The 26,405-nt window shown below is 39.3% G+C and carries 25 protein-coding genes, 1 tRNA gene and 1 pseudogene; 15 read left to right on the top strand and 12 right to left on the bottom strand.

Annotated elements, in window-relative coordinates; translation table 11 throughout:
• Window positions 1–1,107 (top strand): tryptophan 7-halogenase, encoded by a 1,107-nt coding sequence (locus V6E90_RS12665; RefSeq protein ID WP_332605517.1) that lies wholly within the window; start codon window positions 1–3, stop codon window positions 1,105–1,107.
• 144 nt (window positions 1,108–1,251) lie between these two features.
• Window positions 1,252–2,336: pseudogene (locus V6E90_RS12660) on the top strand (catalase family protein).
• A gap of 28 nt (window positions 2,337–2,364) precedes the next feature.
• Here the strand turns inward: V6E90_RS12660 and V6E90_RS12655 are convergent.
• Together V6E90_RS12655 and V6E90_RS12650 are read right to left on the bottom strand one after the other, a co-directional pair.
• Window positions 2,365–2,766: a hypothetical protein gene (locus tag V6E90_RS12655; protein ID WP_332605594.1), complete on the bottom strand. Its 402-nt coding sequence runs from the start codon at window positions 2,764–2,766 to the stop codon at window positions 2,365–2,367.
• Between the two features lie 286 nt (window positions 2,767–3,052).
• Window positions 3,053–3,129 (bottom strand) — tRNA-Ile (locus tag V6E90_RS12650).
• A 279-nt stretch (window positions 3,130–3,408) separates the two neighbouring features.
• Between V6E90_RS12650 and V6E90_RS12645 the strand changes: the two genes are divergently transcribed.
• Both V6E90_RS12645 and V6E90_RS12640 read left to right on the top strand, forming a co-directional pair.
• Window positions 3,409–3,954: a 1-acyl-sn-glycerol-3-phosphate acyltransferase gene (locus V6E90_RS12645; RefSeq protein WP_016543291.1), complete on the top strand. Its 546-nt coding sequence runs from the start codon at window positions 3,409–3,411 to the stop codon at window positions 3,952–3,954.
• Between the two features lie 142 nt (window positions 3,955–4,096).
• Window positions 4,097–4,846, top strand: a complete 750-nt coding sequence (locus V6E90_RS12640) for a YebC/PmpR family DNA-binding transcriptional regulator (protein WP_004653079.1) — start codon at window positions 4,097–4,099, stop codon at window positions 4,844–4,846.
• Window positions 4,847–4,889: 43 nt separating this feature from the next.
• Here the strand turns inward: V6E90_RS12640 and V6E90_RS12635 are convergent, their stop codons facing one another.
• Both V6E90_RS12635 and V6E90_RS12630 read right to left on the bottom strand, forming a co-directional pair.
• Complete coding sequence (locus V6E90_RS12635) at window positions 4,890–5,360, bottom strand: Lrp/AsnC family transcriptional regulator (protein ID WP_004661600.1); 471 nt, start codon at window positions 5,358–5,360, stop codon at window positions 4,890–4,892.
• 456 nt (window positions 5,361–5,816) lie between these two features.
• Window positions 5,817–6,587 (bottom strand): glutathione S-transferase family protein, encoded by a 771-nt coding sequence (locus V6E90_RS12630; RefSeq protein WP_016543290.1) that lies wholly within the window; start codon window positions 6,585–6,587, stop codon window positions 5,817–5,819.
• Between the two features lie 358 nt (window positions 6,588–6,945).
• Between V6E90_RS12630 and V6E90_RS12625 the strand changes: the two genes are divergently transcribed.
• From V6E90_RS12625 to ychF, 7 genes are all read left to right on the top strand, one after another.
• A complete protein-coding gene (locus V6E90_RS12625; RefSeq protein WP_332605516.1) occupies window positions 6,946–8,157 on the top strand; it encodes an SfnB family sulfur acquisition oxidoreductase in 1,212 nt (403 codons plus the stop codon).
• A gap of 10 nt (window positions 8,158–8,167) precedes the next feature.
• Window positions 8,168–9,391 (top strand): SfnB family sulfur acquisition oxidoreductase, encoded by a 1,224-nt coding sequence (locus V6E90_RS12620; RefSeq protein ID WP_332605515.1) that lies wholly within the window; start codon window positions 8,168–8,170, stop codon window positions 9,389–9,391.
• On the top strand, window positions 9,391–10,803 hold the full coding sequence (locus tag V6E90_RS12615; protein ID WP_332605514.1) for an LLM class flavin-dependent oxidoreductase: 1,413 nt from the start codon (window positions 9,391–9,393) through the stop codon (window positions 10,801–10,803). Before V6E90_RS12620 ends, V6E90_RS12615 begins: the two co-directional genes overlap by 1 nt.
• A gap of 35 nt (window positions 10,804–10,838) precedes the next feature.
• Entirely contained in the window at window positions 10,839–11,669 is an 831-nt protein-coding gene (locus tag V6E90_RS12610; protein WP_332605513.1) for a MetQ/NlpA family ABC transporter substrate-binding protein, read from the top strand.
• An 11-nt stretch (window positions 11,670–11,680) separates the two neighbouring features.
• A complete protein-coding gene (locus tag V6E90_RS12605) occupies window positions 11,681–12,751 on the top strand; it encodes a methionine ABC transporter ATP-binding protein (RefSeq protein ID WP_332605593.1) in 1,071 nt (356 codons plus the stop codon).
• The gene (locus tag V6E90_RS12600) at window positions 12,732–13,391 is read left to right on the top strand and encodes a methionine ABC transporter permease (RefSeq protein WP_005062303.1); all 660 of its coding nucleotides are present in this window, start codon (window positions 12,732–12,734) and stop codon (window positions 13,389–13,391) included. Before V6E90_RS12605 ends, V6E90_RS12600 begins: the two co-directional genes overlap by 20 nt.
• Before the next feature lie 99 nt (window positions 13,392–13,490).
• Entirely contained in the window at window positions 13,491–14,582 is a 1,092-nt protein-coding gene (gene ychF / locus V6E90_RS12595; RefSeq protein WP_005271118.1) for a redox-regulated ATPase YchF, read from the top strand.
• A gap of 125 nt (window positions 14,583–14,707) precedes the next feature.
• On the opposite strand, the gene V6E90_RS12590 is transcribed toward ychF, so the two are convergent.
• From V6E90_RS12590 to V6E90_RS12565, 6 genes are all read right to left on the bottom strand, one after another.
• Complete coding sequence (locus V6E90_RS12590; protein WP_332605512.1) at window positions 14,708–15,235, bottom strand: hypothetical protein; 528 nt, start codon at window positions 15,233–15,235, stop codon at window positions 14,708–14,710.
• Complete coding sequence (locus V6E90_RS12585) at window positions 15,228–15,935, bottom strand: hypothetical protein (RefSeq protein WP_332605511.1); 708 nt, start codon at window positions 15,933–15,935, stop codon at window positions 15,228–15,230. The genes V6E90_RS12590 and V6E90_RS12585 overlap by 8 nt, the downstream gene beginning before the upstream one ends.
• A 224-nt stretch (window positions 15,936–16,159) precedes the next feature.
• Window positions 16,160–16,696 (bottom strand): hypothetical protein, encoded by a 537-nt coding sequence (locus V6E90_RS12580; RefSeq protein ID WP_332605510.1) that lies wholly within the window; start codon window positions 16,694–16,696, stop codon window positions 16,160–16,162.
• A gap of 23 nt (window positions 16,697–16,719) precedes the next feature.
• Complete coding sequence (locus tag V6E90_RS12575; protein ID WP_332605509.1) at window positions 16,720–18,321, bottom strand: glycoside hydrolase family 19 protein; 1,602 nt, start codon at window positions 18,319–18,321, stop codon at window positions 16,720–16,722.
• A complete protein-coding gene (locus V6E90_RS12570; protein ID WP_332605508.1) occupies window positions 18,318–21,188 on the bottom strand; it encodes a type VI secretion system Vgr family protein in 2,871 nt (956 codons plus the stop codon). Before V6E90_RS12570 ends, V6E90_RS12575 begins: the two co-directional genes overlap by 4 nt.
• A gap of 276 nt (window positions 21,189–21,464) precedes the next feature.
• The gene (locus V6E90_RS12565) at window positions 21,465–21,998 is read right to left on the bottom strand and encodes an Mpo1 family 2-hydroxy fatty acid dioxygenase (RefSeq protein WP_332605507.1); all 534 of its coding nucleotides are present in this window, start codon (window positions 21,996–21,998) and stop codon (window positions 21,465–21,467) included.
• A gap of 106 nt (window positions 21,999–22,104) precedes the next feature.
• Between V6E90_RS12565 and V6E90_RS12560 the strand changes: the two genes are divergently transcribed.
• Entirely contained in the window at window positions 22,105–22,809 is a 705-nt protein-coding gene (locus tag V6E90_RS12560; protein ID WP_332605506.1) for a Crp/Fnr family transcriptional regulator, read from the top strand.
• Window positions 22,810–23,012: 203 nt separating this feature from the next.
• Entirely contained in the window at window positions 23,013–23,330 is a 318-nt protein-coding gene (locus V6E90_RS12555; protein WP_016543277.1) for a hypothetical protein, read from the top strand.
• A 129-nt stretch (window positions 23,331–23,459) separates the two neighbouring features.
• Here the strand turns inward: V6E90_RS12555 and V6E90_RS12550 are convergent, their stop codons facing one another.
• Both V6E90_RS12550 and V6E90_RS12545 read right to left on the bottom strand, forming a co-directional pair.
• A complete protein-coding gene (locus V6E90_RS12550) occupies window positions 23,460–23,963 on the bottom strand; it encodes a hypothetical protein (protein WP_065342793.1) in 504 nt (167 codons plus the stop codon).
• Window positions 23,964–23,972: 9 nt separating this feature from the next.
• Complete coding sequence (locus tag V6E90_RS12545; protein ID WP_065342794.1) at window positions 23,973–24,437, bottom strand: hypothetical protein; 465 nt, start codon at window positions 24,435–24,437, stop codon at window positions 23,973–23,975.
• A gap of 187 nt (window positions 24,438–24,624) precedes the next feature.
• On the opposite strand from V6E90_RS12545, the gene V6E90_RS12540 reads away from it, so the two are divergent.
• Complete coding sequence (locus V6E90_RS12540) at window positions 24,625–25,014, top strand: tautomerase family protein (protein WP_016543274.1); 390 nt, start codon at window positions 24,625–24,627, stop codon at window positions 25,012–25,014.
• A 121-nt stretch (window positions 25,015–25,135) separates the two neighbouring features.
• Window positions 25,136–26,353, top strand: coding sequence for a formate-dependent phosphoribosylglycinamide formyltransferase (gene purT / locus V6E90_RS12535; protein WP_171068331.1), 1,218 nt, complete (start codon window positions 25,136–25,138; stop codon window positions 26,351–26,353).
• Window positions 26,354–26,405 lie beyond the last annotated feature (52 nt).

Here is a 26,405-nt window from a genome sequence, read left to right as displayed (position 1 = left end):
ATGAATAAATTCACCGTAGATGTATGTGTAGCAGGTCAAGGACCTGCTGGCATCATCATAGTTAGACAGCTTGCATGTGCAGGGTTATCAGTCATGATTATCGATAGCCCGAATCATACAATACATAAATTTGGTGAAACCTTGCCTGGATCGGCAATCCGATTATTAAATAAGCTTGGCCTACAATCCGTCACTGATTCTTTACTAAATACTCAGTCTACTCACCAGAACAACTCATCTCGCGTAGCTGGGAATATGTCTTTTTGGGGCAGTGACTCAGCACTAGTCACGGATGCCTTATATGACCCTTATGGTTGTGGACTCCGTATTGATCGGCAAAAATTCGATGCACTTTTAACCCAGCATGCTGATATCGAAGGTATTCAAAAGATCTATAGTCACATTTTAAATTTAAAAAGAGATCAAAATATCTGGAACATCACATTAGAAACGGGTGAATCCATCGCTACAAAATGGGTCGTTGATGCAACTGGTCGCAGTGCTAAAATCATTCATCTCTTGGGAATCCAGCGCCACCGCGGTATGCCCTTAGTTGCACTCTATCGTACCTTTATCCCCGAAAAAAACAGTTTACTTAATAAAACCATCATCTCTGCAAATCAGCATGGCTGGTGCTATGCAGGTAAGATTTCAGCACAAAATTGGGTGATTGGTTATCATACTACGCCTAAGATAGCCGCGAAATTGCACAATGCCCCAGTCCATTGGGACGAAATTATTCGAAAAAATACAACAATAACTGAGCTCTTTACCAATATCACCTTTGGAAAGAATGTGTTTTGCCATGATGCACGTAGTAGCTGGTTAAAACAGAGTTTTGGTGAAGGTTGGATTGCATGTGGTGATGCATTATTGGCCTTTGATCCCATTGCAGGACAAGGTTTATTTAATGCAATTTATACAGCCATGAAAGCTGCCGAAACGATTGTACAATTTGAACAGAATAAACAAATCACCCATCAGTATTCTACTGAAGTCAATCAAATTATTAAAACCTATGAAAGCCGTCGATCTGCGCTATATCAACAAGAGCAGAGATGGTTAAATAGCCCATTTTGGAAAACGCATCGAATGATTTTAGGATAATATCAATTAGATAACTAATCATAGGCCATCATCCCATGCTGACTCTGGTTATTCATTAAATCAGTAAAGTGAAGGAGCAAATAAATGCGAAATCTTAAGTCACGCTTTAATGTGTTGCTCCTACTTAGCCCACTCTTACTAAATATGAGTGGCTGTGCTTACGATCAGCAAAAACCAGCAATTCTAGCCACAACAAAGAACATCCCATATCCAGTGATAGACACTGTTTTAGGTGAAAAGCTTCAACCTAATGAAAAACAATTTGCTCAACAAATATCTGAATCTATTGGGCAATCTATCCGCCAACAATACGCATTAGGTCATGCACAACGAGATGCGCACCCCAAAGCTCATGGCTGCGTCCGGGCAGAATTCCATGTTTCAAAATCATTACCAACAAATTTAGCTCAAGGCATTTTTATACCTGATAAAACATATTCCGCATGGATTCGTTTTTCCAATGCTTCGAGAGATGCCACGCAAGCAGACGATAAGAAAGATGCACGAGGTATGGCGATAAAAATTCTCGGCGTACCTGGGAAAAAGATCATGGAAAACGATGATCAAGCGATGACGCAAGATTTTATTATGATCAACTACCCTGTATTTTTTGTGAATGAAGCTCATCGATATTTATCTTTTATCGAAAATGTAAATAGCGAAAGTACGCTCAAAAAATTACGAATCCCTTTTGCTCTCGGCTTTCAAGGGACGATGAATGCGTTTAAAGCAAGTAACTCAAAAATTGCCAATCCACTACAAGCCCGTTATTGGTCAATGACACCTTATCAATTAGGACTGGGTAACGACCGCCAAGCTGTTAAATACTCAGCAAAGCCTTGCACTCAAAACTTAACAACCCGACCAAACAACCCAACTCATGATTTTTTAAGAGTAGCGCTTCGAAATAGTTTAGCAAAAGATGATGCATGTATGGTGTTTCTGATCCAACCGCGTACATCCAATAAAATGCACATTGAAGACTCGATGACGGAATGGAAAGAGTCTCAAGCCCCTTTTTTCAAGTTGCAACAATTCATATTCCTCAACAGGTTTTTGATACACCTGAACAAAATGCATTTTGTGAAAATCTTTCATTTACACCTTGGCACTCCTTACCCGCACATAGACCCTTAGGTGCCGTCAATAGATTACGTAAAGTGATTTACGAGACTGTTAGCACCATCCGACATGAAATGAATTCTGCACCCCCAAAAGAGCCCCAATGAATCCTTCTCTCCGTCAATGCGCAGCTATTCATTCAGATATCGTAATCTGCGTTTGTCCATCTATAAAAAATATACATTTTCCTTTAAATTCTTGTGCATTCCCCGCCTCATTTTCAGCACAAAACTCTAAATATAAATAAACGTCTCCAGTATTTTTATTTATGTAGTAATTGCTTCCTATATTCTTATTGAAGCTAATTGTATTGTTCTTTAATACATTTGAGATAATTAACTTTTTACACGACTCGATTAATTTTTCCTTATTAATATTCATCTCTTTATTCTGAACCGAAGAATCGCTATTCAGTGAATTATACTCATGATTTTGATCAGCATTTTCGGTTAAGTGATGATCTAGATTGTTTATAATATTAGAGTCATTGCTCTTATGACTATCAAAACTCTCACACCCGAATAAACATAACATCATGGTGAAAGCTAAGATATTATTCACTTGAATAATCTATTAAATCAAAAAGTGTAATTTAGCAAATAAAGTCGAAATAAACAAAATAAAAAAGTATCTAAAGCGTAATGATTATATGAAATGGGTTTCGTTCTAGATTTAGGGGGGGGTTGACTTAATAATATTCTTAAACTTTATATTCAACATGCAATACGCTTGATTCTTGATGAATATTTCTTACATCATGCTGACATAAATTTAGATATTAAAAAACCACTTAGGATTAGTACACCTAAGTGGTTGTTTTATATGGTGGGCCCACCGTGACTTGAACACGGGACCAACGGATTATGAGTCCGCTGCTCTAACCAACTGAGCTATAGGCCCTAAACTTGAATCATATTGTGTATATGATGAATGCTGCCTGATCTTAGTAAAATTTAACTTAAATTACAAGCAGATGATTTTATCAAATTACTAAAATAATGTTAAAAATCATAAACTGCGCTGATTCTATATGATCTTTACAGCTTGAGTAAAGATCATATTGCACTATTTTGATCATTAATAAGACATCTAAATTTATTTTGATCTGGTATTTTCAGATATGTATTTTCCTGAAAAGTCGTATTACACTGCTGCGACTCAAAGCCTATGATGATAAACATGAAAAAATTTTTAGGAAAATCTATTTTTAAAGCAACAGGTTGGGAATACAAAGTTGATCCAGCCATTTTAGAAAAGAAACAAGTCATTATCGGCTTCGAGCATACCTCCAACTTAGATACCATCCTCTCCCTCGCTTTATTCGAAATTTTAGAGTTAAAAATTCATACCTTAATCAAAAAAGAATTATTTAAAGGACCATTAAAACCGATTTTGGAACGCTTGGGAGGCATCCCTGTTGATCGCAAAGCCAATAAAGATATCGTGACGCAAATGGTTGAACTATTTAACCAAAATGCCAGCTTTAATCTGGTGATTGCGCCTGAAGCAACACGCGCCAAAGATGGTGAAGAACGCAAAGCAATTCGTACGGGGTTTTGGCATATTGCCAAAGCAGCCAATGTGCCAATCATTTTGATGTATGCTAATGCCCGTACCAAACAAGGTGGTATTTTAGGGAAAATTTATCCATCCGATCTACAACAAGATCTGGAAAAAATCAAAGCGCTCTATGCGGAATACGATATCGACGTAAAAATTAGCTAAAGGATTTAGTTTATTTGATCAATCTTTGATGCTTGATCAAGATTTTACAGTTTGAATATGAGTGATGCTAGTTTTCAACAAAACCATCGCTATGCTAATATTCCTGCACTTTTTTTAAGTTTTATTTTTTGGAGTTACTTCCATGGCGGGTCATTCTAAATGGGCCAATATTAAGCATCGTAAAGCTAAACAAGATGCCAGTCGCGGTAAAGTTTTTACTAAATACATCCGTGAAATCGTAACCGCTGCACGTTTAGGCGGGCCAGATGCTGCAAGCAACCCACGTTTACGTGCTGTTGTTGAAAAAGCACTTTCTGTGAATATGACACGTGACACCATCAACCGTGCAATCCAGCGTGGTGCAGGTGGCGAAGACAATGATGATTTAAAAGAAGTTACCTATGAAGGTTATGGCGTGGGTGGCGTTGCGGTTATCGTTGAAACCATGACCGATAACTTAAACCGTACTGTTCCAGATGTTCGCCATTGCTTCTCTAAAACCAATGGTAATTTAGGAACCAATGGTTCGGTGGCTTACCTATTCACCAAGCGTGGTGAAATTTCTTTTGAAGATGTTTCTTTAGAAGACAAAGTCATGGAAGTTGCTTTAGAAGCGGGTGCTGATGATATCGAGATCGACGAAGATAGTATCTTGGTGATTACCAGCCCAGAAAGCTTTGGTGATGTCCAAGATGCGCTTACAGCTGCAGGTTTAAAATCTGACAATGCTGAAGTTGTGATGAGCCCATCGACTAAAGCTGAAATCAACGATATCGATCAAGCTAAACAAATCATGAAAATGATTGATATGCTTGAAGATCTTGATGATGTTCAAAACGTTTATACCAACGTTGAATTCTCTGAAGATGTATTAACGCAACTTGATGCTTAATTCATTTAGATCAGTAAAAAATGCATCTTTTTAGATGCATTTTTTATAGCTTATTTAAAAGCTTATAGCAGTTAAAGACATTATATTCTTTGATCACGAAGCTTGAATGTAGTGCAACGACACTGTCAATTTTACCAATACGGCGTAATAGAATTTCACTGTAGTCATCCATATTGCGTGCCACTAATTCCAAAATAAAATCGGCACTCTGCCCCGTCACAAGAAAGGCATTGGTGACTTCTGGAATATCTTCGATTTCTTGCAGAAATTTATCAAAGGTTTCGCTATCGTGTTTGCTCAATGAAACCTGTAAAAGAATATGTAAGCTAAAACCCAATTTATTAAAATTAATTTCTCGTTTCAGTTGCCCCATCACTTGCGATTCAATCAAGTTTTTAATGCGACGATGTACTGAACTCACTGAAAGATTAATACGCTCTGAAAGCTCATTCAGATTGACATCCTCATGGGTCAAAATTTCCAGAATTTGTTTATCAAAACGATCTAATTCCATTCTACAGTTCTCACTCTGAATTTATGTTTTTATCGGAACTGCGCACTCAGTAATTTTTAAGGGTCAAGGGAAAACATTCGTTTAACTTTTGACGATGCTGCATGGATAACGCAAACATGATTCCGATAAACTTTTGGTTTATCTCTGTCTCAAAGCCGAAACAAGACCTTTTGAGCAACTGTTCAACTGATCTCCCAATTGTTGAACAACTCGTTTCGATCCCCATCACACCCTGAAACATAAGATAGCAAAGCCTTTTTATAATTATTTCCCTCTTTTCAGTTTTTTTAAAGTAAATTTGGCAATAATTTCTAATATTTTCAGCTTAAAACGAATTTTCTTTTAAAAATTAATTTTATTCACCGATAATTTTTTACTTTATCGGTCATTTTTCTGTTTTCTTTCCCATAAAAAAAGCCCCAATTAAGCAATCAGGGCTTTTCTACAACAACTTATTTATAAACCACGCCAATCGACCCGTGCATTTCGTTCAGTGGCGTAAATGCGCTGTACATATTGTCCAATCGGCAGATCAGATAAATAATCATAATATTGTTTTAGTTCGCCGTTAAACTGCTCAATATCATCATTTTCCAATTCCCACGGTGTCCCTTTAATCACCAATAAAGGCGCAAGAATTGCACAGACTGCGATATCGGCCAAACCCAGACGATCACCGACCATATAACGTCCTTGATTATCAATCAAACGCTGGTTCAGATCCGTAATCAACTCAGTCATTCTGAGCTTAGACTCGGTCACTTGCTCAGGATTCAACTTATAGTTGGTCGAAACTAAGCTTTTTAAGATCGGCTTAGAAATTTTTTCAAACTGGCGTAAATAACCTTGCTCACCCATCATGATTTCAAGCGGATGGTCACCCACTGACAATGCATGCGCCAATGACCAACGACGCACATGGACACCAAGTTCATCAGCTAACTTGTCAATTTCTAAGGCTTGCTCACGTAACTGTTCATCACGTCTCAATAAAGCATGCTCTGGATAGGTGCTATCCAGATATAAGGCGATTTGCGTTGAATCGGCAATCCAGTGTTTATCATCTTTCAACATTGGCAATAAGTATTGCCCAGATTTTAGATAGGTAAAAGCACGGTGAAAACCAGGAATTAAATTATGTGCCACATAGTCCAATTCCTTATGATCTAGCAACCAGCGAGCTTTTTCACAATAGTGAGACAAAGGAAATTGGTATAAAACCCGCATAGACTCTCCAAATTTATTTTTCTACTCGATCAAACATAAGGTTTTCCCTACTGTAGAAGTAAAAGTGAATCAATACAATGTCCTTTTTGCTCGATCTTCTATAATTTCGGCGAGTTTGCTTTATAAATATTCGTGGTGAGATTATTCCTTTCTTTCATAGAAAAAGACTTTTCGCATAGGTTAACAAAGAACCAAGAGCTCTAAGTTTATGTTTTTAATTAGTATTTATTATCTACTTTTCTGTTATTTTTCTCATAATAAATGCTTAGAAATTATTGTGATATATAAGGCATAACTGATGGTTTAGTGGAAAAGTAAAACTTTTGTAAAGTATCTCTTATCTATTAGAGGTGCTCACATGTCCAGTAATCAATCAGTGATCCAAGCTCAAACACAACTGATTTCAAATGATCAGCAGGCCATCAATGCTGCCTATCAAGTTGCTGACTTTGCATTAGAAGATCGCAATCATCGTGATCAAAATCGGATTTTGCCGACAGAACAAATTATTCAGTTTAGCCAAAAAGGCCTTGGCGGAATCCGTGTACCACAACAATATGGGGGTGCTTTTGTCTCCAACAAGACCTTGGCACATGTGTTTCGTATTTTAACGAAAGCCGATGCCAATGTCGGACAAATTCCACAAAACCAGTTTGGTCTTTTAAATTTTATTAATATCACTGGTTCAGATGTACAAAAACAGTTTGTCTATACTGAAATTTTGGCAGGCAAACGCATTGCCAATGGTGGGCCAGAAAAAAACTCCAAAGATACCAAAGCCATTCAAACCACATTAAGGTTAGAAAATGGTCAATACTTTTTAAACGGGGAAAAATTTTACTCGACTGGCACCAGCTTTGCGGATTGGTTAGCGATTCGAGCCTTACATCCAGATGGTTATACCGTATTGACTCTGGTTGAGCGTCATGCCGATGGTGTTGAAGTGATTAATGACTGGAATGGCTTTGGTCAACGTACTACAGCCAGTGGAACGGTAAAACTACACAACGTCGTTGTTGATCCTGCACTATTTTTTGATGAGCGCATTATTGCCGACACCCCAAATGTTCGCGGTGCGTATTCTCAACTTTTGCAGGTTGCCATTGATGTTGGCATTGCCGAAGCAGCTTTTGACGACACCTTATCCAGCATTCGTAAAGCACGTCCCATTATTGATGCAGGCGTAGAAAAAGCCAGTGAAGAACATTACACCTTACAAGAAGTTGGCAAACTCAATATCCTGCTCGATGCTGCCATTTTATTGCTGGATGATGCTGCCGAATATCTGGATGAACTTGATCAAATCGCTGAGATTTCTGCCGAGCAAGCCGCGCGCGCTTCTATTTTAGTAGCAGAAGCAAAAATTTATGCCAATGATGCTGCCCTGCATATCTCAGAGAAGCTACTCGAACTTGGTGGCAGCCGTGCCAGCCTGAGCCAACATAATCTCGATCAACACTGGCGCAATGCCCGTGTACATACCTTACATGATCCTGTGCGTTGGAAATTCCATGCCATCGGTGACTATTACCTCAATGGTACGCACCCTGCCCGCCATGCTTGGATTTAAGGAGCACATCATGACTTCATACCAAGAATTACAAGGTTTTGCCAAAACCCATATTAAAGCAGCGCATATCATTCAAAGTGATGCAGAAGCACTGGACATTGCCACGCAACTCAGCCAACAGTTTAAACAAGCAGCGGTTGAACGCGATGCCAATCGAAACTTGCCATTTACTGAAATCGAAAGCTATAGCCAGTCTGGTTTATGGGCGATTACCGTACCTAAACAGTATGGTGGTGCAGAGGTTTCCAGCCTCACTGTTGCCAAAGTCATTGCGCTGTTTAGCGGTGCGGATGGTTCGATTGGACAAATTCCACAAAATCACTTCTATGCATTGGAAGTATTGCGTAATACAGGCACAGAAGCGCAAAAGAAACGTCTCTATCAAGAAGTCTTACATGGTGCACGCTTTGGTAATGCCTTAGCTGAATTTAAAACTCGCACATCTGCCCATAAGCAAACAACATTGATTCAAAATGAGAAAGGCTATCTGATTCAGGGAGAAAAGTTTTATTGCACAGGTAGCTTGTTTGCACATCGTATTCCAACCTTAGTAGTTGATGAAACGGGTAATGAGTTTCTGGCTTTTGTACAACGCGACAGTCAAGGGCTTGAGCTGATTGATGACTGGTCTGGTTTTGGGCAACGCACCACGGGCAGCGGCACAGTTAAGTTTAATCAGGTCTTTGTTGCCAAAGAGGATGTGATTCCTTTTGATACTGCCTTTAAGCAACTGTCTTTAGTTGGCCCCTTTGCCCAGATCATGCATGCAGCGATTGAAGTCGGCATTGCCCGTGCTGCCTTTGAAGAAACACTGGAACGTGTGCGTGTGGCGCGTCCTTGGATTGATGCCAATATTGAATCTGCGACGCAAGATCCGTTAACCCTATCAGAGCTGGGTCGTGTGGCAACCGATGTTAAAGCCAGCGAATTACTTCTCAAACAAGCAGCTCGATCTGTAGATATCGCCAAACAGGACCTCAATGCAGAGACCTTGGCCAAAGCCTCAATTGATGTCGCCAAAGTGCGTGCGCATAGTACCGAAACAGCATTAAAAGCCTCATCAAAACTGATTGAGTTGGCAGGTAGTCGTGGCAGTCAACGTGGTGATGGTCTGGATCGACATTGGCGTAATGCACGGGTTCATACCCTGCACGATGCTGCACGCTGGAAATATTACTTCATTGGCAATTATGTGTTGAATGGTCTTCTTCCTCCACGTCGGGGGACATTGTAATGGGTCAAAACCTGCCGAAGAAAATTTTACTGAATGCCTTTGATATGAATTGTGTCGGTCATATCAATCATGGTTTGTGGACGCACCCTCGTGATCAATCACATCGCTTTAATGAACTGAGTTATTGGACTGAGTTAGCCCAAACGCTAGAGCAAGGTCTATTTGATGGTTTATTTTTGGCGGATATTACAGGGGTTTATGATGTCTATCAGAATGGGATTGATCTGACCCTCAAAGAGTCCATTCAACTACCGAGCCATGATCCATCGACCCTGATTTCGGCAATGGCCTTAGTCACACAAAATTTAAGCTTTGGTGTCACCGTCAATTTGAGCTATGAACAGCCCTATCAATTTGCACGGCGATTTGCCAGTCTCGATCATTTAACTCAAGGTCGTTTGGGCTGGAATATTGTCACAGGCTATTTGGACAGTGCTGAACGTTTAATTGGGCAAAAAGGTTTAAAAGATCACGATGCCCGTTATGATCAGGCCGAGGAATTTTTACAGCTTTGCTATCAATATTGGGAAGGCTCTTGGGAAAATGATGCCTTGAGGAAAGATAAGCAACAACGCATTTTTACCGATCCAAATAAAGTCCACTCGATCAATCATCAAGGCCAATATTACCAAAGCCAAGGGGTGTTTCAGGTTGCGCCTTCGGTTCAACGTACCCCGACACTCTTCCAAGCAGGTGCTTCACCGAAAGGTCTGCAATTTGCCACACGTCATGCGGAATGTATTTTTATTGGCGGTGATCAGCCTGAAAAAATTCGTCAGCAAGTTAATAAGATACGACTACAAGCAACACAGCAAGGTCGAGATGAAAATGCGATTAAAATCTTTGTCGGCATTACCGTAGTTGTGGCTGAAACACATGAACTTGCTCAACAGAAACTGGCTGAATATCGCCAATATGCCAGCCCTGAAGCAGGTTTAGCGCATTATGCCAGCTCAGTCGGTATTGACCTTGCCAAGTTTGCAGATGATGAAGCGATTCCTTATCAAAAGAGCAATAGCATTGCCTCAGTCAATGAGAAGTTTAAAGAACAGCGCATCAGCAAGAATGACTTAAAAGCACAGCATGTTTTGGGTGGACGTTATCCGCTGATTGTCGGGAGTGCTACGGAAGTTGCGGAATATCTGATTGAGCTACTCGATCAAACCGGTATCGATGGTTTTAACCTGACTCGTACCGTTGCACCTGAATCACATCATGATTTTATTCGCTTGGTGATTCCAGAGTTACAGCAACGTGGACGTTATAAAACTGAATATGCCACAGGTTCATTACGCAATAAACTGTTTGCCCAAGGGGATCATTTAGCTGCAAGCCATCCTGCCGATCAGTTTCGATGTAGAGCGCAGAACAACACACATGACTTAAAAACAATTGAAGAAATTAGTGCTTAGCATTTAAACATTTAAGAATAGAATTGGAGAAATATATGGCTCAAACAGCCTCTAAAAAATGGTTGGGTATTGGCCTTGTCGTTGTTGTTGCGATTATTGCCTTATTGATTTGGAATAATCAAAGACAGAACCACAGCAGTGAACTGGTGATTGGGATTAGTCCGTCTTTTGCACATCCGTTACAAGTCGCTGCGGATGAAGCCAAACAGCAGGGTTTAAATGTCAAATTGGTAGAGTTTTCCGATTGGAACACGCCGAACATTACACTAAATCATGGTGATATTGATGCGAACTTTTTCCAGCATCAGCCCTTCTTGGACAATGCCATTAAAGAAACTGGCTTTAAATTAAAGTCATTTGCGGCAGGTGCGGCTTCGCATGTTGGACTGTATTCAAAAAAATATAAAAGCTTTGATGAACTGCCAAATGGTGCAACAGTTGCCATTCCGAATGATCCAGTGAATCAAGGTCGTGCTTTATTGTTGCTGCAACAAGCCAAGCTGATTGAACTGAAAGACAGCAATAATCACCTTTCTGCACTGAAAGACATTACTGCAAATCCGAAGAACTTGAAATTTACCGAAGTTGAAGGCCCACAAACTGCACGTGCCATTGATGATGTTGATCTGGCATTTGGCTATCCACATTACCTACGTCTAGCCAAAACAGCTGATCCTGAAAGTGCCTTATTGTTTGATGACAATACCAATAAGCGTTATGCGATTTTATTTGTGGTGCGTGATGACTATCAGGATAAAGACAGCAAACTACAGAAATTTGTCGAGATTTATCAAAACTCACCGAAAGTCAAAGCAGCCTTGGATAGTGATTTTGGTCCAACGTTGTGGTTCCCAGGCTGGAAATAAGGAGAACAATGATGGTGAGTTTTGGTTCACAAGTTGATTTTTCAGTTCCACATCTGAAAATCCGTGGTTTAAATAAGTTTTATGAGGTACAGGGCCAACGCTTACATGCATTAAAAGACATTAATGTGGATATTCCTAAAGCACAGATTGTCGGGATTATCGGAAAAAGTGGTGCAGGTAAATCCTCCCTGCTGCGTACCTTAAATGGTCTGGAGTCGATTGATACAGGCAGTATTTTGATTCATCAGCAAAATATTGCTGAACTCAGTCATGCAGAGTTGATTAAAACTCGGCAGAAAATTGGCATGATTTTTCAGCATTTTAATCTGATGTCTGCCAAAACCGTATGGGAAAATGTGGCGCTACCGCTACGTATTGCCGGTTATGACAAGGCCGAAATAGAGCAACGGGTCAGTGAGGTACTGACGCTGGTTGGATTAGCAGCAAAGCGAAATGATTACCCGGCTCAATTGTCTGGTGGGCAGAAACAACGTGTGGGCATTGCCCGTGCCTTGGTTTCTCAGCCCGAAATTCTGCTCTGTGATGAGGCGACCTCAGCTCTCGACCCAGAAAGCACGGCCAATATTTTATCGTTGTTAAAGCAGATCAACCGAGACCTCGGCTTAACCATTGTCTTGATCACCCATGAGATGCAAGTCATTCAAGAAATTTGTGATCAGGTGATCGTGATTGATCATGGTGAGATTATCGAGTCTGGGCAAGTCTGGTTGGTATTTTCCGATCCACAACAACAGATCACACGGGAATTACTCAATTTTGAGCAGGTAAATTTACCTTTTGAACTGAGTCAAACCATTCTGCCTCAGAGTACCCATCAGATTTTAAAGCTAAAATATGTCAGTGAATCGCAAGCCGTTCCTGATTTATATGAACTATTGGATGGCTTTAATCGTCCAGTTCAGGTCTACCACAGCCAAATTAATAGCATTCAACAGCGAACCATTGGCTCATTGATTATCGGGGTTCCCTCTTCGGAATTTGATTTAACTCACTCCCACTTTGAAAAACATCCTGCAATAACACAACTTGAGGTGATCGGTTATGTACAATCAACTCATTGATCTGTTACTCACAGGTACGACCGATACTTTAATCATGGTCGGTGTCTCTGCGATTCTGGCCTTTTTGATTGGTCTGCCGATTGCCTTGATTTTGGTCAGTACCGCAGATTTTGGGATTTACCCATCCAAGAAAATTAATCAGCCTTTGGGTTGGGTCATTAACATCACTCGATCCGTGCCCTTCCTGATTTTAATGGTGGCATTGATTCCATTTACTCGTTGGATCGTCGGCACCAGTTATGGGGTCTTGGCTGCGATTGTGCCCTTAACCATCGCCGCTATTCCATTCTTCGCCCGTATTGCCGAAGTCAGCCTACGTGAAGTGGATCAAGGGTTGATTGAAGCAGCGCAAGCAATGGGCTGTAATCGTAAACAGATTCTTTGGCATGTGTTACTCCCTGAAGCCTTGCCGGGTATTGTCGCAGGTTTTACCGTGACCATTGTGACCATGATCAGTTCCTCTGCCATCGCAGGTGCGATTGGTGCAGGTGGTTTGGGCGATATCGCCTATCGCTACGGCTATCAACGTTTTGATATGCAAGTGATGCTGGCGGTAATTTTAGTGCTGATTGTCTTGGTGATGTTGGTACAAGTCACAGGCGATAATATTGCCAAACAACTGGATAAACGCAAAGTTTAAGTCCGAAATAAAAATCCGCACGCGCCATGACCTGACTTTGTCATGGCTTTCATGTAAAATCAGCAGCAATTTTTAAATAACACATTTGTGAGTGGTTTCATGGGTTTTAATTGCGGTATTGTTGGTCTGCCAAACGTAGGTAAATCTACATTATTTAATGCATTAACAAAGGCAGCGATTGCGGCTGAAAACTTTCCGTTTTGTACCATTGAACCGAATACAGGGATTGTTCCTGTTCCAGATCCACGCCTAGATAAACTTACAGCAATTGTTAAACCACAACGTGTTATCCCGACCACAATGGAATTTGTTGATATCGCAGGTCTAGTTGCTGGTGCATCAAAAGGTGAAGGCTTGGGTAACCAATTCCTTGCCAACATCCGTGAAACGGATGCAATTGCACACGTTGTTCGTTGTTTCGAAGATGAAAACGTGATTCACGTAAATGGTAAAATTGATCCTTTAGATGATATCGCGACCATCAACACCGAACTTGCACTTGCTGACCTTGATACCGTTGCCAAAGCATTGTTACGTTTGACTAAAGCGGCGAAAGGCGGTGACAAAGAAGCACTTGCAACCAAAGCTGTATTAGAAAAAATCCAACCTTTGCTTGATGAAGGTAAACCAGCACGTGCGGCTGACCTTTCTGATGACGAACGTAAAGCGGTTCGCGGTTTTGGTTTAATGACACTTAAACCAACCATGTATATTGCGAACGTTGCAGAAGATGGTTTTGAAAATAACCCGCATCTTGAAGCGGTTAAAAAACTTGCTGCTGAAGAAAATGCGATTGTTGTACCGCTTTGTAACCAGATCGAAGCTGAGATTTCATTGTTAGAAGATGAAGACCGTGCTGAATTCTTGGAAGCGATGGGCATGGAAGAACCAGGCTTAAATGTCGTGATTCGTGCAGGTTATAGCTTACTTGGCTTACAAACTTACTTCACTGCGGGCGTACAAGAAGTTCGTGCTTGGACTGTTAAGGTCGGTGCGACTGCGCCACAAGCGGCTGGTGTGATTCATACTGACTTCGAAAAAGGCTTTATCCGTGCTGAATGTGTTGCTTATGATGACTTCATTCAATACAACGGTGAAAGCGGCGCCAAAGAAGCAGGTAAATGGCGTTTAGAAGGTAAAACGTATATCGTTCAAGATGGCGACGTTTTACACTTCCGTTTTAATGTATAAATCAGTTTTTTGATTTCCAAACCGCCAATAAGGATCTTATTGGCGGTTTTTTTATTTAAAATATTCATCGAAAGTAAAAACTTTATGAATGCCGATGCGTATAGATAACAACCCAACAAAGACGCTCATTTATAATTTTTATCAAGCCATTTCTTAATCGAAGCAATGTCTTTAAATTTAAAATGCATATAGTCATCTGAAATACCATCCAAACCGCTTTGATCATTACCAAGATTCTTACTAATATCTATCAACTTCACACCTTCATTATTATTAATTATTTGATATAAGTTAATTGAATAAGTTACTCCACCTATTGCAAGAGTATCCCATCGCTGGGTATGTAACGTAATAAGAATAGGGGCTTTGTTCTTTTGTTTATAAATACTCACAGCTTCTAACTTTTGTGGCCACTTCCCACCATCCACACTGTATTTATTAATAAATATTTTTTGCTTCCCTTTAATTAAAAAATTCACTAAAAAATGCTTATCATTATAATCACAAGATTTGCTAATTAGAATAAAATCATTCTTACCGAATATACTTAATTTATATTTTTGATTTAAATTACAAAAATTATCATTCTTTGTCTCAGCATATGATGTTGCTACAAAAAATATTAAAAAAAATACTGTAAAAAAATTAATCACAAATATTTGTATCCTTACAGTTAACCCACCCTTTTGTTATTTTCCCCACTTTACTTGTATATTTAACATTTAACCACCCAGAGCTAATATCTTCCACTTCAAAAATATCACCTTTTATTAAATAACCATTATGTTCAGTTGAAACATTATTAACTTCGTTAACAAATGTTTTTCTCACAACTTTTCCTTCTTTTATTTTACCACTCATCCAATTATCAAACCTATCAGAGCTTAACTCTTTCATTAAAAGATCCCTTCTAGAATATGGATACCTATAAACTAATTCTTTTCTTTCCCGATCAAACAAATCTCCACCACTACCAAAATAATTTGACAAAGCAGAATTATATTTACAATTATTTTTTTCATTACAATCATAAGCATTAATCAAAAAATATTTATTAACATAACTATATTTATTATCTAAACTTCTATAGTTCTCATCATAAGAAAATGCTATATATAAATTATTTTTATTAAAAAAAGAATACTCTATTTTTGCTATATCGTTAGGAACCTCAATAGTGTCAATTTTATTTATTTTTTCAACACAATCACTGAGATACAAATCCAGCTTTTCATAATTGACCCTTAAATCAACGCATTGATTTTCATTCAATTTAACTTTATTTTCTGCATAAGTAAAGGATGTACTAAAAAGAAAAAAAAAGATGATTCCTCTATTTATAAAATAAACCATTTATATTCACCATGTTGAAAAAATCTGACTAACCCACCATCTAAAACTAGTTATTATTCATATTAAACTTGCATTTTTAACTCCCCCATCTCACTCAAATAAAAAATAAAATTATCCACATAATATTGCAATAGCTTTTCAAAAAAATTATTAAGCTCAACATTACATTCTTGTTTTGTTCCACGCGGAGAGAGGTTTGAAAAAAAACAATCCAATAAAGAATCTCATTTATAATTCTTATTCAGCCACTTCTTAATCGAAGCGACATCTTTAAATTTAAAGTGCATATAGTCATCAGAAACACCTTCAAGCCCTGAACTATTATCACCCAAAATATCAGTAATCGGCTTCAATGATATATTGTTTCCATTTTTAACAATATTATATAAATCAACTGTATATAGCTTTCCACTAGGCTGAGGATAGCAACAATAAGTTTCTGAGTATAAGGTTATTAATACTGGCAACTTACTTTTTTTTCTATACAAACTAACTGCAACTAACTCAGTGCCTTCACCATTCCCTACTCGACCTTTAACTCTATTAAGATTCATTTTTTTGTTTTGTATAATTAAAAAACTTTCAACATATTGATTATCAGGTGATATCTCACAATTATTCGATATAAATGTAGCATCATTTTTACTAAACACACTTAATTTATATTTTTGATTTAAATTACAAGAATTATCCTCTTTTTTCTCAGCATGCGTAGTTTGTGTAAAAAATATAAATAAAATTACTAGATAAAATTTAACCAACTCAATCCACCTCAGAATAGTTTTCAAATAAAAATATTTACAGCTTTCTTAAAATATAATCTCCTTTCATTTTTATTTGGAGCATATTGATTAATTACCTTGGTGATTTTGTCAACCACTGTATCCGTTGATCCAGTATCTGCTACAGTATACAAGCTTTTATCTAGCCAAAAAACTATCGCCGATCTAGAAGCATATTTAGCTTGTTCTAATAGCTCTGGTGTTTCCGTAAAATCAACCTCACTATCATCGGACCAAATTTTGGGATAAATTTTAGTGAACACCGAATAGTTATATCGACCTGTAGTCTGTTTTAATCCTCTCCCAAGAAACTTATAGCCATCCCCATCTTTAATATTACCTAAAGCTAAATGCTTAGGTCTATTTTTATCCATATACCATTTATTCGTAATAGCTTTAACTTTCAACTCCTTTGGAGAAATTTTGGCATCTATTTTCGCCTCCTCAGGGTGTGCTTTATAATATGATGAAAGTGCCATTAAATTTTTTGCCGTATAGTTTGAGATATCTTCTCTAAGACTAAACTTTGCACCAATTTCTCCAAAAACTTGAGCGAAAAAATGAGACTGTCTTAATCTAGTATTTAACTGATATGCATCTAAATTTGCATTTAACTCATCCATAATTGGTTGAATTTTAGATGACGCAATACCTGGCCACATTTTTTGCATTTGCTCCATCGTAATTAATATATCAACTGTAACCGTTTTATTAATCTCTGGATCATTTGGTGCCGTCGTTCCTTTGGTTACATCCACATCCAGATGTAACTCAGCAGGATTGTTTTTTATTCGTGTCGCCATATAAGGCTGAGGTTTCAATGGTTTACCGTCAGGCTTATACACTGTAAATTCCAGTTTCTGCCCGACCATACTTTCTAGAGCTAACTTCCCGTTGGATATGCTATACAACTGCTTCTTGCCACTCTCTACAATTAACATTTCTACATTGGTTTTTTCTACAACATACGCCTTCCCATCCCGATCTAAGATTTTGATCATAGATCGACTTAAAAAGTTTGCATAAGGCTCATCTAATTTAATCAGAATCGGTTGTGAACTTCCGCTAGCTGAATTGACTGAACTTTTTAAAACAAATTGATCATTTGAAGTCAGTACTAAGACTTCGATATCCCGATTCGGAGAAGACTTCACTTCTACAATCCCCTGATCATCAGTGAATTTATCGGGTGAGTTACCTTTACCTTTTGGTCTGGACTGAACAGGAAAATTCTTCATCACTTTCCCATTACGATCCACCACCTTAAAAAATGTACTTACAATTCCTTTAGCAGGTGTAGGCTGTTTAACCTGTTTATATTCATCTATGGTTTTAGGCAGTTGAACCTTAACAGGATTGTCTTTTGAAGAAAGAATAGAAGAATCTATAGTTTTAAAAACAATATAATCTTTTTGATTCGGGGGCTTAGCTAATATTTCTACTCTTCTGTTTGGAGATGCCTGAAATACAAAAAAGCCTTTGGAATCAGTTTGTTGAGTATTGGCCTTAGATGAACCCTGATATCTCGACTGAACATTCAACTGATTAAAATGAGTTCCAGATTTATCATAAAGTTTTGCTGTAATAGTGACTAAGTTACTCATTGCTCAGCATCCTCCTCCGCATAGGTCTCACCATTTTGTTCTTCCAGAAGTGCCTCCTCTAATAATTCATCAATGTTTTCACGATCAGGCAAATCCTGCTTTAAACGAGGAAGATCCGAATTAAAGATGAGTGCCGTAAAGTCTGTGGCTTGCGGTGTATGGAACCGTAATGAACTCAGCTGATTTTCAGCATCAAGTTGATCCATTTTTGTTTTTATTAAGTGATTGGTCTTCTGATCAATAATAAAAATCTGCTTATTCCCTTCAGATTCTATATTCCAGTTATAGTTAATCTGATTGCTAAATAATGTCTTGGCTGTTGGTAAACTCAATTTTGGTACAACAATATTTTCACCCCCTTGAAACACATGCTGACCTGCCTTCACCTCAAATTTTCCACCTGTGGTCGCAACAATGCCTGAACCATTTAGTTTCAGTTGAGAATCTTTGCCTGTAATCACAATTTCTTTTGCACTAATGATTTCAATCCGATCTTCAGTCGAAATAATTTGAATGCCTTGTTTAGAGAATAAATCTATGCCATCCGTTTGTGCATGGACTTCAAACTTCCCCTTCGCCGCAACCTGTTTAATCCCTGTTTGGGCAGCAAACAAACTGATCCTGTTTTGTGCATGGGCAATCAGATTTTTTTGTGTACTCAGATGAATACTCTCGCCAGCGATCTGATTGATCTGTCTATCCGCCGAGAAATGAATATCTTCATGGCTACTCAGGCCAATACCATCAGGTGAACTCAGTAACAGCAATGCTTTATTGAACTTGGCAATCTTTGCTTCGATCTGTGCAGCAAATTCCTTTAACTGTGCCAGTGACTCAATTTCATCGGTCTGCTGATTTTTGGCGACCACACTCAGTGCTTGGGCATTATTCTGGTTCGTTTCGAGTTGCTGTCTGGCTGACTGTGCATCCAGATGTTCAGCTTGTGCATGGTCTTGCTTATGGGTTGAAAGCAATAAACCCTCTCCCGCACGTACTGCGCCCCATAAATCGGTACGCAGTTCAAAGCCCTCACCACGGTCTTCGCTTTCAACCTTGTTTTTTGGATGACTGAGCTGACCGAGATTTAATTGACTGGCAGCATGGCTACTTTGCAGTTGTGCACTGATCTGCCCTGTGCTGTCATCAAAACGCAGTTGATTAAAGCCTTCACCTTTATATTCGCGTGATCGAATACCTGACAGTTTTTTGGTCTCAGGAAGTTTTCCTATTTGATCAAACTGTGTGGGTGAACGCTGCGCTTCATGAATCCTCCCCAGTACAAAAGGGCGGTCAAGGTTGCCATCAAAGAAGTCAATGACAACCATTTCACCGACGCGAGGCAAGAACCGCGCACCAAAACCTTCGCCAGCCCAAGGGGTCAGGACATCGACCCATGCTGAGTCAGTATCATCATCGTTGGTTCCTGCACCACCATCATGGCTATGGTCTTCTGTACGGGTAAATAGAAAACGAACTTTTATACGCCCCCATTCATCCACATGGATTTGCTCTCCTTCAGGGCCAACAACTCGAGCTCGCATTGGGTGAGCAGTTGGCTTATGAGTTAAGGGGTTATATTCAGGTACGATTTTGATATTACGGCGTTGTAGTGTCAGTTGATTTGCCTGACGTTGTTCAGAGCCAATATTCTGTTGTTGCCACTGACTCTGGTTGATCAGATCTTGGATCTGTTGGCTTAGGTCTTTCGGAAGATTATTCTGACTATAAAACTGCTTGGCAGTGATCAGGAATTGCTTATCATCTCCTTGGTGTTGATCTATTTCAGGATGTCCTGCCAGTTCAAACCAGTACCCGACATGAGCGTCTCGAACGGTGCTATTCACCACAAATTGCTTTGCTTGTAAGTCGTGGTATTGCCCAATTTGCTGATTCAGCTTTTCAATTTGCGCATGGCCTGACGAAGTTACACCATCCTCGCCGTTTAGGTCCTGCATCCATGCTGGACTGAAATGCCATGCATCTTCGAGTCCAAGTGAGGCTACATCATCGCCTTCACTGTGCTGATGTTTGCTTTGAACACTACCTGCTCCGTCCTCTTGTTCCAGTGCATCGGCTTGCCAACGCTGGATATGCACGGCGGTCGGCTGTAAGCTGCGTTCTGCCCTCAGTGTGGTCATGCTGTCGTATTGTTCGGTGGCATCACTACGATGGTAACGAATCGTTCTTCGCGCTAGGGCTTGATAGTGGCTATTGTCATCAATCAAACGTAGTTTTTGCGCTTGGATTGGACTATTGCTAGTCGGAACAATAAGCTGGGCTTCGTCAACCACCCAGCTCACCCCTTCACTCCGCATCAAAAATGTTAAAAACTCTGCATCGGTCTGATTATGTTGCATAATAAATGGACGTACATCATAGTCTGTGCGCAACCCACTTAAATCCAGTGTCAAGCTTGAAGTAAATAATGGGCTTCTTTGTTGCCATTCCTTAAATATGACTTGCACCACCTCACACACGCTTTTATTCATAAATACGCGAGAGTTTCGCCTTTTATGCCACAGCGCGGTTGGATCTTCTAAAGTCAGTTTATAGAGGCTTAAACTGCCGTCAGATAGGCCTTGTGATGCTTGGGTGATAATCCCAGTGACACGGCTAAGCTGCCCCTGATCCGTCACTGTATCTATCGCAGCCTGACTGCCAATGAATTGCTTGAGCGGAATGGTGGCATCCATTGACAAACAGATTAGTTCAGCCTTGAGTCCTTGATTAAGGCCATGAATGCCCTCAATATGCTGCAAAAAAATTTGAGAATTTAAACTCTGATTTGCAAACTGAATATGAATGGCACGTTTATGTGCAGTCAGTCCTATTTTTTCCAACAGGAATTCAATATTATTTAATCGCATATTAATCTTGTTATATTAAAATAAATCCATTTAATTATTTATTGTAGTTCAGCTCACTGTCTTTTATTTGCCACTTTAGGACATTTTATAAAACAACTTATTCCTTTATTTATCCAAGATAAGATAATCTAATTTTTGATGTATTTTTTATTTTATAGCTTAGCTTTCAAGCTATAAATTTAATTCGGATTAAAATAAATAAACTGCATAAAAAAAACCCTAAAAATTACACATTTTCAGGGGTTTTATGCAGGACTTTTAGATCAAACTGGCAACTTAAGACACCGTTTGCGGCTTCATATCCATTTCAGCACGTTTCATTTGTGCCTCTTTTAAAATGCGCTGATGTAAGGGCTTACGGAATCCGAGTAAGAAGATAAACTCTGCCAATACAAATAATGGCCCAATGGCTAGACCAATGACATCATCGACAAAAGCTGGTTTTTTCTTTTCAAAATAATGACCCACGAATTGAAACACCCAACCCACCACAAAAATACCGATGCTGGCACCCAACCAACTCCACATCGATAAAGCCGCAATACTCACAGCCAGTGGATATGCCAAGACCAATAAAATCAGCATCAAAAGACCGAATAGCTTATCAAGTGAAATATAATAAATTGTACTTAATACAATCAGAACCGATGCCAATGTGACTGAAACACTTGAAATTTCTACACCCGCACGTGCCGTTAAACATAGAATAGAAAAAACAATTAAGGGAATACCCACAAAATGGGTCACAATATTATTTCGATCTAAGTGATAAGCCGCATATTGGCTGAGTAGACGTTCCAAATTTGTCATTTCTCATTCCTCATTTCATTTGTTTATACTGTTAATCTATAAGAAATATTGCAGCGAAGTTGTCATGTAGCTGACAAATGGACTTATTTTTAATCAAGGAACAGCCGTGTTAGATCGTGTTTATATTCAACATTTGCAGCAAAATTCATGGTTTAGTCACCTGGCAGAACCCTTTCAGAACTTTATTATTCAACACGGCAAAAAGCATATCGTTGAAAAAAATGCGGCGGTGTTTAAGGCTCAAGATATTTTTGACGGTGTTTACGGCGTACTGGAAGGTTCTATTAGCTTGGGTTATATCGATGTAAATGGCAATGAAGCCATTGCTGCAATTGCTGAACCGATCATGTGGTTTGGCGAAATTTCCTTAATCGACCAACAACCGCGATCACATGATGCGGTTGCTTTAAAGAAGAGCGTGGTACTGCAAATACCCGCCCAAGCACTGCATGATTTTTTGCTCCAAAATCCGTATTACTGGTATTACTTTGCCTTGCTGACCAGTCAAAAATTACGCTATGTATTTTTAGAACAAATTGCGATTCAAACCCAAAGCATCAGTCAGCGTCTGGCACAACGCTTATTGTTTATTTTAGAAGGTTATGGCAATCGTGCACTTATTCAGGATTTTAGTATTCAGATCTCTCAAGACCAGTTGGCCAACATGCTGACGGTATCTAGACAGACCATCAATCAGGAACTGAATCAGTTTGAGAAACAAGGCGTGATTCAGCTTGGTTTTAAAAAAATTGTAGTGCTGGATTTAGAGCGCCTCAGAATATTGGCAACCGCCAGTCACCTAAAAGAGTAAGTATAATACTTTGTATTTAAAATGGATAAGCACAGCATTTTTTGCAATATGCTTTTAAGCTTAAACATAAATTAAAAGATAAACTCTCACTATAAAATACTACTTATGCTCTAAAATATTTCACAAAATCAGTCTGCTTTCGTCCTCTCAACACGCATACATTAAAGCTAAGCACTATCGCTTACCCGATGCAGATGACAATCATGAGAAAAATTGCAACGATTTTAACAGCAGGCCTATTTACCGTACTCAGCGCTAGCGCATTTGCCTGCCCAAAAGGAACTCAAATTCAAGGTGGTACAGGACCTAATCATAAAGGTGGCAAATGTGTTGCAACAACTGTGGTAAAAACCAAGAAAGAAGCAACCAAGACAACCGACACTGCAAAACATGACATGACGAAAATGAAAGAAACAGCCAAACACGATGCAATGAAAGCAACCACAGATACTAAAAAAGTGGCTAGCACGACAGCAAGCAAAGCCAAACAGGAAGCCGCAAAAACGGTCAAAACCTCGTAAGTAGTCGTCAGATAACTTTAACCATAAAAAAGCGAGATCATTGATCTCGCTTTTTTATTGAAATGACATCCTGTCATTCTGTATTCAAGCTCTACATCTAAGCTGGGATAAACTCCAAACGAGATGATTTTAATGTGGCGCTTGGGTCAATTTCATTTTTTTCACAATATCATTAGCCTGACGCAATTGCTCCTGAACGGGTAAGCGATCATCTATCAGGAAACACCATAATTTTCGATCTGAAATAGGTCTGTAAACCCCTTGTATAACCGTTGTAGGCTGTCCATCAATCATAACGCCTAAACCAATCATCTGATTAAATAGACCTTGATCTTGACTTTGCGTATTTCTATTGGCCAACTGATTAAACTTTTTCTGTGCAGAAGCCGAAATTTCAATTTCAACAACAGCACTTCCTTCAACAAGAATCGCCTTTGCATTCACTAACTCATTGGCAGTAAAAAAAGGAGACAGACTCACAAATCTATATGAACGATCATTAGAAAAATGTACAGGCTTCGTCTTCGGCATTTGCACCTGATAGGCAAGATGAAAATCTACTTGGGCATAACTGGTGTTTATTCCCAACAGACCAAATAGAATCAAGAAAACCGAGAAGATACGAAGATACATTTTTCACTCCTACTTTGGAGAGGTATTGCCTAATGCAGGATTATCAATTGCATCCTTGCATTGCGCTTTATCACGTTCATAATCAGCCTGCTTTTGAGTCGATGCATTCGCCTTGTCTTTTACCTCACGTGCCCAAGTATCCAAGCTGGTCAGTGCTTTACGGCACAGGGCATATTTCCCTTCTGTCACTGAATCAGTCATTTTGACATTGATACGCCAATCAGTACTGAGCTGGCGTAGCGGTTTTCTGACTTTTTCTTCAATCTCGGCAGTCTGTTTATTGTAAACAATCGGATCGATGTCATTAATCAACTTCCATGCCGCATTAGCATAGGTGGTGGCATCATTATTGAGCTTCGGCGCAGGTTTGATTTCGACCTTTTCTTTTGGTTCATTGCTTGAGTTTCCACAAGCAGCCAATAAAAAAGTACTGCATAACAAGATTGCAGCTATACGAGAGTTTGGATGAGACATAGCAAATCGCCGAGGAAACAATTGGACATTATGCTAGTCAATTTGGGAATAATTCTCAATGCTTGTTACTTATTTACTCAGCAGCATACCTTTTACTCTAAACAATTGATTTTATATTCTTGTTCAGCATAAAGTCAGACTTGCTCATATATAAAAAATTAAAACTTCAAGAAGGAAGAAAACCACCATGTCACAAATCAAGATTTATGCCTTACAACCCACGATTGAGCAGTTTAGGCATCAACTTTCACATGCCATACATCAAGCGCTGGTGGAAAGTTTAAATTATCCCATCGAAAAGAAATTTCAGCGTTTTATTGCACTAGCGAAAGAAGACTTTATTTATCCCAATGATCGTAGCCCGCACTATCTGATTATTGAAATCTCAATGTTTGAAGGCAGAAGCATTGAAGCAAAAAAAAGCTTGATTCAAAGCATTTTTACTTATGCCGAACAGCAATGTGGAATTTCCCCCCAAGACATTGAAATCACAATTTTTGAAACACCGAAATGTAATTGGGGAATTCGTGGACAACATGCAGACCAGTTACAACTCAATTATCAGGTCAATGTTTAAACAGACAAATACGGTACTAAGTGCTATTTTTTGTCTAACAAAAAGCATGTTTTTTTATGGTGTATAAGCTTAATTCAGTAGAAAGTTCTGCTATGCTTAAACACAAATTACTCAGGATAGGATTATTCGCATGAGCGTCACTCTAGGAACTCCACTTCAATCTTCTGCATTTAAGGTTTTACTGTTAGGTTCTGGAGAGCTTGGTAAAGAAGTTGTGATTTCTTTACAACGCTTGGGTGTCGAAGTTCATGCTGCAGATCGTTATGATCATGCGCCTGCCATGCAAGTCGCACATTATGCTTATACCCTGAATATGGCTGATCCAGCCGAATTAAAACAACTGATTGAAAAGATCAAACCTCACTTAATTGTTCCAGAGATTGAAGCGATCGCGACCGAAGTGCTCGTTGAAATTGAACAGAGCCAAACTGCAACAGTGATTCCATCGGCTAAAGCAGTCAATCTCACTATGAACCGTGAAGGGATTCGCCGTTTAGCTGCTGAAGAGCTTGGCCTCCCCACCTCTGCTTATCGCTTTGCCAATACACTAGAAAGCTTCCGTGCTGCCTGTGATGACATTGGCTATCCAAACTTTGTAAAACCTGTGATGTCATCATCAGGTAAAGGTCAATCTCGCGTGAAGAGTTTTGATGAAGTGGATGCGGCTTGGGATTATGCAATGCAAGGTGGCCGCGTCAATCAAGGTACGGTGATTATTGAATCACAGATTGATTTTGATTTTGAAATTACCCTACTTACCGTTCGTGCTAAAAACCCTGAAACAGGTGAAATTGAAACACATTTCTGTGATCCAATTGGCCACCGTCAAGATGCGGGTGACTATGTAGAAAGCTGGCAGCCGCAACCGATGACAGCTGTTGCGCTACAGGAAGCCAAACGCATTGCCAATAAAGTCACTGTTGCTTTAGGGGGGTGTGGTATCTTCGGAGTGGAACTATTTATCAAAGGCGATAAAGTCTGGTTTAGCGAAGTTTCACCTCGTCCGCATGACACGGGTTTAGTGACTTTAGCTTCACAATTCCAAAGCGAATTTGAACTACATGCACGTGCGATCTTAGGTTTACCTGTCAATACAGCTCGTCATAGTGTGGCTGCAAGTGCCGTGATTTATGCAGGCGTAGATGCCAAAAATCTGAGTTTTACTGGCTTGAATCTTGCATTAGCCAATCCAAACACTGATCTACGTCTATTTGGTAAACCTGAAGGCTTTAAACGCCGCCGTATGGGTGTAGCAACTGCTCGTGCTGAGACAACCGATCTTGCACGTGAATTGGCACAACATGCCGCAGACCAAGTGAGTGTACAAACCAACGCTTAAGACGACCTTAGGTGATTATCATTACAACTTCCCCTCTGATCTAGAGGGGCTT

Origin of the sequence: Acinetobacter sp. ESBL14 (assembly GCF_036668815.1) — a bacterium.
Classification (GTDB): domain Bacteria; phylum Pseudomonadota; class Gammaproteobacteria; order Pseudomonadales; family Moraxellaceae; genus Acinetobacter; species Acinetobacter gyllenbergii.
This window is presented reverse-complemented; position numbering and strand designations above follow the sequence as displayed.

What these genes read in the sequence shown, in the direction of transcription:
- V6E90_RS12655 (WP_332605594.1), bottom strand. Translation starts at nt 2,766, where the DNA reads ATGATGTTATGTTTATTCGGGTGTGAGAGTTTTGATAGTCATAAGAGC.
- V6E90_RS12640 (WP_004653079.1), top strand. Translation starts at nt 4,097, where the DNA reads ATGGCGGGTCATTCTAAATGGGCCAATATTAAGCATCGTAAAGCTAAA.
- V6E90_RS12610 (WP_332605513.1), top strand. Translation starts at nt 10,839, where the DNA reads ATGGCTCAAACAGCCTCTAAAAAATGGTTGGGTATTGGCCTTGTCGTT.
- V6E90_RS12570 (WP_332605508.1), bottom strand. Translation starts at nt 21,188, where the DNA reads ATGCGATTAAATAATATTGAATTCCTGTTGGAAAAAATAGGACTGACT.
- ychF (WP_005271118.1), top strand. Translation starts at nt 13,491, where the DNA reads ATGGGTTTTAATTGCGGTATTGTTGGTCTGCCAAACGTAGGTAAATCT.
- V6E90_RS12550 (WP_065342793.1), bottom strand. Translation starts at nt 23,963, where the DNA reads ATGTATCTTCGTATCTTCTCGGTTTTCTTGATTCTATTTGGTCTGTTG.
- V6E90_RS12605 (WP_332605593.1), top strand. Translation starts at nt 11,681, where the DNA reads ATGGTGAGTTTTGGTTCACAAGTTGATTTTTCAGTTCCACATCTGAAA.
- V6E90_RS12645 (WP_016543291.1), top strand. Translation starts at nt 3,409, where the DNA reads ATGAAAAAATTTTTAGGAAAATCTATTTTTAAAGCAACAGGTTGGGAA.
- V6E90_RS12540 (WP_016543274.1), top strand. Translation starts at nt 24,625, where the DNA reads ATGTCACAAATCAAGATTTATGCCTTACAACCCACGATTGAGCAGTTT.
- V6E90_RS12575 (WP_332605509.1), bottom strand. Translation starts at nt 18,321, where the DNA reads ATGAGTAACTTAGTCACTATTACAGCAAAACTTTATGATAAATCTGGA.
- V6E90_RS12555 (WP_016543277.1), top strand. Translation starts at nt 23,013, where the DNA reads ATGAGAAAAATTGCAACGATTTTAACAGCAGGCCTATTTACCGTACTC.
- V6E90_RS12665 (WP_332605517.1), top strand. Translation starts at nt 1, where the DNA reads ATGAATAAATTCACCGTAGATGTATGTGTAGCAGGTCAAGGACCTGCT.
- V6E90_RS12545 (WP_065342794.1), bottom strand. Translation starts at nt 24,437, where the DNA reads ATGTCTCATCCAAACTCTCGTATAGCTGCAATCTTGTTATGCAGTACT.
- V6E90_RS12630 (WP_016543290.1), bottom strand. Translation starts at nt 6,587, where the DNA reads ATGCGGGTTTTATACCAATTTCCTTTGTCTCACTATTGTGAAAAAGCT.
- V6E90_RS12625 (WP_332605516.1), top strand. Translation starts at nt 6,946, where the DNA reads ATGTCCAGTAATCAATCAGTGATCCAAGCTCAAACACAACTGATTTCA.
- V6E90_RS12600 (WP_005062303.1), top strand. Translation starts at nt 12,732, where the DNA reads ATGTACAATCAACTCATTGATCTGTTACTCACAGGTACGACCGATACT.
- V6E90_RS12565 (WP_332605507.1), bottom strand. Translation starts at nt 21,998, where the DNA reads ATGACAAATTTGGAACGTCTACTCAGCCAATATGCGGCTTATCACTTA.
- V6E90_RS12585 (WP_332605511.1), bottom strand. Translation starts at nt 15,935, where the DNA reads ATGGTTTATTTTATAAATAGAGGAATCATCTTTTTTTTTCTTTTTAGT.
- V6E90_RS12615 (WP_332605514.1), top strand. Translation starts at nt 9,391, where the DNA reads ATGGGTCAAAACCTGCCGAAGAAAATTTTACTGAATGCCTTTGATATG.
- V6E90_RS12635 (WP_004661600.1), bottom strand. Translation starts at nt 5,360, where the DNA reads ATGGAATTAGATCGTTTTGATAAACAAATTCTGGAAATTTTGACCCAT.
- V6E90_RS12620 (WP_332605515.1), top strand. Translation starts at nt 8,168, where the DNA reads ATGACTTCATACCAAGAATTACAAGGTTTTGCCAAAACCCATATTAAA.